The sequence below is a fragment of the Roseovarius tibetensis genome, assembly GCF_050896375.1.
Taxonomy (GTDB): Bacteria; Pseudomonadota; Alphaproteobacteria; order Rhodobacterales; family Rhodobacteraceae; genus Roseovarius; species Roseovarius tibetensis.
This window is the reverse complement of the sequence record NZ_JBPBBB010000086.1, coordinates 1-4,903: the sequence shown is the minus strand read 5'-3', so window position 1 is coordinate 4,903 and position 4,903 is coordinate 1. Positions and strand designations below refer to the sequence as shown.

The window sequence follows — 4,903 nt, the reverse complement described above, 5'->3', positions numbered from 1 at the left end:
AACCGGATCGACGAACTCCTCCCTTGGAACTTCCAGACGTCAAGCTGAAAAGCCCGTGGGGCCCAGCTGGCGCTTACCGACAAACAGGTCGTCAACTGGCTCAAGGAAATGATGGGATACCCGGCGGAGGCCAGCGGCACACTGGTTTCGGGCGGGTCCATGGCAAACCTGATCGGGCTGACCGTGGCGCGAAACTGGATGTCCGGCATCGACCTGCGGGAATCAGGTGTCAACGGGTTGGCGGCGCCGCTTCGGTTCTACGGCTCCGACCAGATCCACTCCTGCCATCAGATCGCGATGGAGACCCTGGGCCTCGGCAACCGCGCTTTGCGTCGTGTACCGACGGGACCGGATTGCCGGATGGAACTCTGCGCCCTGCGCGCAGCCATCGACGAGGACCGCGTTCGCGGTATCACGCCCGCCTGCGTGATCGCTACCGCCGGGACGGTCAATACTGGTGCGCTCGACAATCTGGAAGCGATCGCCGATATCTGTGCCGAGGAGAGGCTCTGGCTTCACGTCGATGGCTGCATCGGCGCGCTCCTCGCCATCGCGCCCGAGAGCAGCGCGCTGGTCCGCGGGATCGCGCGCTCCGATTCCATCGCGCTGGACCCGCACAAGTGGCTGCACGCGCCCTTCGAGGTCGGCTGCGCACTGGTCCGCAACGCCACGGCGCATCACGGCACCTTCACGCTGAGCTCCGAATACCTGGAGAATTCCGCGCGCGGCATCGCCTCGGGCGCCTGGCTTCACGACTACGGGCTTCAGACCTCGCGGGGGTTCCGGGCGCTCAAGGTCTGGATGGCGCTGAGGGAACACGGCGTCGCGAAATTCGGCCGCCTGATCGAACAGGATTTGGCGCATGCCGGTTACCTGACCGAGCGCATCGAGCAGATACCGGAGCTGCAGCTTTGCTTTCCGACATCCATCAACATCGTCTGCTTCCGCTACGACCCGGGCGCGTTGCCGGAAGAGGCGCTGACGCGGCTGAACACAGAGATCATGCTGCGCTTGCAGGAGACCGGTGTCGCCGCCGTGTCGGACACGACAGTGAAGGGCCGTCATTGCCTGCGCGTTGCTATCAACAACCACCGGACGACACGTGCGGACCTGGATGTCCTGGTCGAAGAAGTGTCGCGCCTCGGACTGGTTCTGAATGCCGGGGGCTTTCGGCCGCGGATGAGACCTTTCCCGAAAAACAGGCTTCCCAATAACGATCGCAAGGTCACGCATGAGCGTGGCAATGGGCAGACTTGAACAGCGGTTTCGTGAAGCAGCGTTGCGACATGGATCGTGAATTCGAAGGGCGGCTCTGGGCCGGTTGCCGTCATCTATGTTGGTGTCAGATAGGCAGAGACCGGGCGCGCCCCAAGATTTCCCTTGCATCAACACCGCTCAAGGGATCATCATTCGAGACAATTACTCGAATCGCGAGACTTGCCGTGCATTTGGACCGCCTCATTGCAATTCTGGAGATCATTGCCGTTGCCGGTCGCGGGCTGACCGCGGCAGAGGTGCAGAAGGCAACCGGATTGCCGCGCCCCACCTGCTACCGGCTGCTGCAAACACTGGCGAACCATCGGCTGATCGACCACTCTGACGGCAATGCGCAATATCTGATCGGAGAGCGCCTGATCGGCATCGCGCTGCTGGGCAAATCCGACATCGACGTGCGCCGAGCGTGTGCGCCGGCGTTGAAAGCGGCAGCAGCCACGTTCGGGGACACCGTGTTCCTCGCCCGCTTTCGCAGCCGTCAGGTCGAAATCATCCACGTCGAAACGCCGGGCGACCCGTCCGGCGGGTTCATACACCCCGGCTATGGCGCACGCCCGATGCATGCCTGCTCTTGTTCCAAGGCAATCGCTGCCTTTGCCGAGCAGAGCTTTCAGGAGGAGATCCTGGGCGGCGCGCTCAACGCCTACACGAAATACACGAAATCCACGAAAGCGCGCCTCAAGGCCGAGTTCGCGAAGATCGCGGAACAGGGCTATGCCGAATGCGATCAGGAAATTGACATGGGTGTCTCGAGCGTCGCGGCACCGGTGCTCATCGGCCATATCGGCGCGTCGTTCAGTGTCGGCGCGGTCGGTCCCGTCCGCCGGTTCAAGGCGGCTTATCGCAAAGAGATGGGCGAGCAGCTGATACAGATCGCCGCCAAGATCAGCGCTGCTATCCAGCTGTGTAACATGGCGCAGATTGAAGAAGCCGACATCCCGCTGCTCAAGCCAGTGCGACAACAAGATGGCCAATCACTACGTCAACATTAGAGGAGGAATGACATGACGGAAGACAATGGGAGCTGCTGCGCAGGGCCGGGCTATGCCTCGCCGCAAGAGGCGATCAAGGCACCGCGCGAAAAGGTGGTCTACACCATCTGCATCTATACCGGGACCGGGATCGAGAAACCCGATTACCTGGCCACCATCGACGTTGACGAGGACAGCCCAACATATGGCGAGGTGATCCATCGGACGGAAATGCCGGTCGTCGGAGACGAGTTGCACCACATGGGCTGGAACGCCTGTTCCTCGTGCAATACCGACGGCAGCATGGAACGCAAGTACCTGATCATCCCGGGCGTGCGCACCACCAATTTCTACATCGTCGATACCGCAACGGATCCGCGCAAGCCAACGCTGTTCAAGACAATCGACGGCGACGAGATCAAGGCCAAGACCAACCTGTCGGCCCCTCACACCGTCCATTGTCTCGGTGCCGACATCATCGTGTCTATGCTGGGCGATGCCGATGGCAACGGGCCCGGCGGGTTCCTGCATCTGGACAAGGATTTCGACATCATCGGGCGCTGGGAAAGCGACCTCGGTGACATGAAGTACAACTACGACTTCTGGTATCAGCCGCGCCACAACATGATGATCTCCACCGAATGGGCCTCGCCCAACACCTTCATGCCGGGCTTTGACCTCGAAGACGTGGCGCGGGGCAAATACGGCCAGCATATCCATTTCTGGGACTTCAAGAACCGCAAGGTGGAACAGTCCATTGACCTTGGCGAGGAAGGGATGATCCCGCTGGAGGCCCGTTTCCACCACAATCCCGACAGCACCCATGGTTTTGTCGGGGCCGCCCTGGCGTCGAACATCTTTCATTACCACAAGGACAACGGCAAGATCGAGATCAACAAGGTCATCGACGTGCCACCCGTGGATGTCGAAGGCTTCCCCGTTCCGATGCCGAGCCTGATCACCGATATCCTGGTATCGATGGACGACAGGTATCTCTACTTCTCGAACTGGCTGCACGGCGATCTGCGCCAGTATGACATCTCCGACCCGGCCAACCCCAAGCTGACCGGCCAGGTCTGGATCGGCGGGCTTCTGGGCAAGGCGCCCGAGGTGAACGGCCGCACCGTCGACGGCGCGCCGCAGATGATCCAGCTGTCGCTTGATGGCAAGCGGCTCTATGTCACGACGTCGCTCTTCTCGACCTGGGACAACCAGTTCTATCCGTCGATGAAGGACAAGGGCGGCATCATGCTGATCGTGGATTGCGATAATAAAAACGGTGGCATGAAAATCCGTGACGACTTCATCATCGATTTCAGCGAAGAGCCGCACGGGCCCGCGCGGGCGCATGAAACACGCTATCCCGGCGGCGACTGTTCCTCCGACATCTGGGTCTGACTGCTCTTCCCCAGCGTTCTCGGCCCCTCGGGGCCGAGTCCCATCTGCAAGGAGGAGACATGCGCAAGCACACAGTGACGCTGCGAAACCGCGGCAGCGTGTCTTTTGAGGTCGGCGAGGACGAGCCAATCATCGACGTGATCGAGGCGGCGGGACATGTCTTGCCGATCGCCTGCCGATACGGTGGCTGCATCACGTGCGCGGCCAGGATGATTTCAGGATCTGTCCGCCAACCAAAAGGCACGGCGCTGAACAAGCGCCAGTCCGAAGAAGGTTACGTCTTGCTCTGCGTAGCCCGCCCGAACGAGGATTGCGTCTTCGACGTGGGCGTCGAAAGCCACGACAAGTTGTACACCAACCCCTTTGCCAGCGCCGCTGCCGCGGGGCAACTGGCGCGAGTGCGCAAAAAATGACCTCATGGCATGCCATCAGCGTCGACGCACGCGGCAGACAGGGCACGCATTTGCTGCTCGTCGCGAATGGCAGAAAGTCCCGCTCAGCTGTCATCCACTTTTCAAGATGCTGCAAGACTCACAAACGGTAGGATTGCGAAAGCTGCCGAGCGGCGTTGCACGACCCGCCGAATGTCTCGTATGGGTCGATCGTACGTGGCTTAGTGCTTAAAAGGAATGACGTTCGATCCGCCGTTGGCGAAGGTCACAGCGCCTTCTTCGCGAATAGTTTTTATCGCTTCATTGAACGCGGCCTGATCGTCGTCGAAGAGATCATCCCGGACAATAGACGTTCCGTCCTCCGTGACAACCTCCAGCGACCAGCCCTCTCCGCCTTCGAGTTTGTACACATCAATCTTAAAGGGGACGCCATCCTCGACCACGCGCTGCGAAGCGCCTGAAATGACCAGGTTTGGTTCACGTTCCATCAAAATTCCCTCGACTCCCAAGCATACCGTAGATGCTCCTTACGTCGTTGCCAATGTCCGAAATAGGGAAGCTGCACTGCGGCGTTGAGGCAGAAAGCGAGCGACCGGTTTGGGCCGTTCGTGTCTTCGAGCGCGCCACGGGTGCAGTTTACTTGGCCGACTCCCTCTCTCGGTCTGCGCGTCGTGAACATCTCGGCCGTCGTAGCTCTTAACCAGAAGCGATGATGACGCCCCGACCAGTGGAATTTCGTCCTCACCAGCCGACTTGCTGTATGTCAGGAGTCCATGAGGACAGAACGGTTGGTTGTGTCTCGAAAGTGGTGGAAATTCTCCGGCGACGTCCTCCGAGCGGTTTGATTTGCGCTTGATCAAGCAGCGA

General features: G+C 60.3%; 6 protein-coding genes. 4 read left to right on the top strand and 2 right to left on the bottom strand.

Annotated elements, in window-relative coordinates; all coding sequences use genetic code 11:
• Positions 1-209, bottom strand: a 209-nt coding sequence (locus ACROSR_RS20115; protein ID WP_432687663.1) for a hypothetical protein, incomplete at its 3' end; no start/stop codon positions are given.
• On the opposite strand from ACROSR_RS20115, the gene ACROSR_RS20110 reads away from it, so the two are divergent.
• Genes ACROSR_RS20110 through ACROSR_RS20095 form a run of 4 tightly spaced genes read left to right on the top strand, consistent with a single transcriptional unit; the run spans position 109 to position 4,057 of the window.
• The gene (locus ACROSR_RS20110; RefSeq protein ID WP_432687662.1) at positions 109-1,257 is read left to right on the top strand and encodes a pyridoxal phosphate-dependent decarboxylase family protein; all 1,149 of its coding nucleotides are present in this window, start codon (positions 109-111) and stop codon (positions 1,255-1,257) included. The two genes, ACROSR_RS20115 and ACROSR_RS20110, sit on opposite strands and share 101 nt — an antisense overlap.
• Entirely contained in the window at positions 1,254-2,267 is a 1,014-nt protein-coding gene (locus ACROSR_RS20105) for an IclR family transcriptional regulator (protein ID WP_432687661.1), read from the top strand. The genes ACROSR_RS20110 and ACROSR_RS20105 overlap by 4 nt, the downstream gene beginning before the upstream one ends.
• A gap of 12 nt (positions 2,268-2,279) precedes the next feature.
• Entirely contained in the window at positions 2,280-3,644 is a 1,365-nt protein-coding gene (locus ACROSR_RS20100) for a selenium-binding family protein (RefSeq protein WP_432687660.1), read from the top strand.
• Positions 3,645-3,703: 59 nt separating this feature from the next.
• Positions 3,704-4,057 (top strand): 2Fe-2S iron-sulfur cluster-binding protein, encoded by a 354-nt coding sequence (locus tag ACROSR_RS20095; protein ID WP_432687659.1) that lies wholly within the window; start codon positions 3,704-3,706, stop codon positions 4,055-4,057.
• Between the two features lie 200 nt (positions 4,058-4,257).
• Here the strand turns inward: ACROSR_RS20095 and ACROSR_RS20090 are convergent, their stop codons facing one another.
• Entirely contained in the window at positions 4,258-4,524 is a 267-nt protein-coding gene (locus ACROSR_RS20090) for a hypothetical protein (RefSeq protein ID WP_432687658.1), read from the bottom strand.
• Positions 4,525-4,903 lie beyond the last annotated feature (379 nt).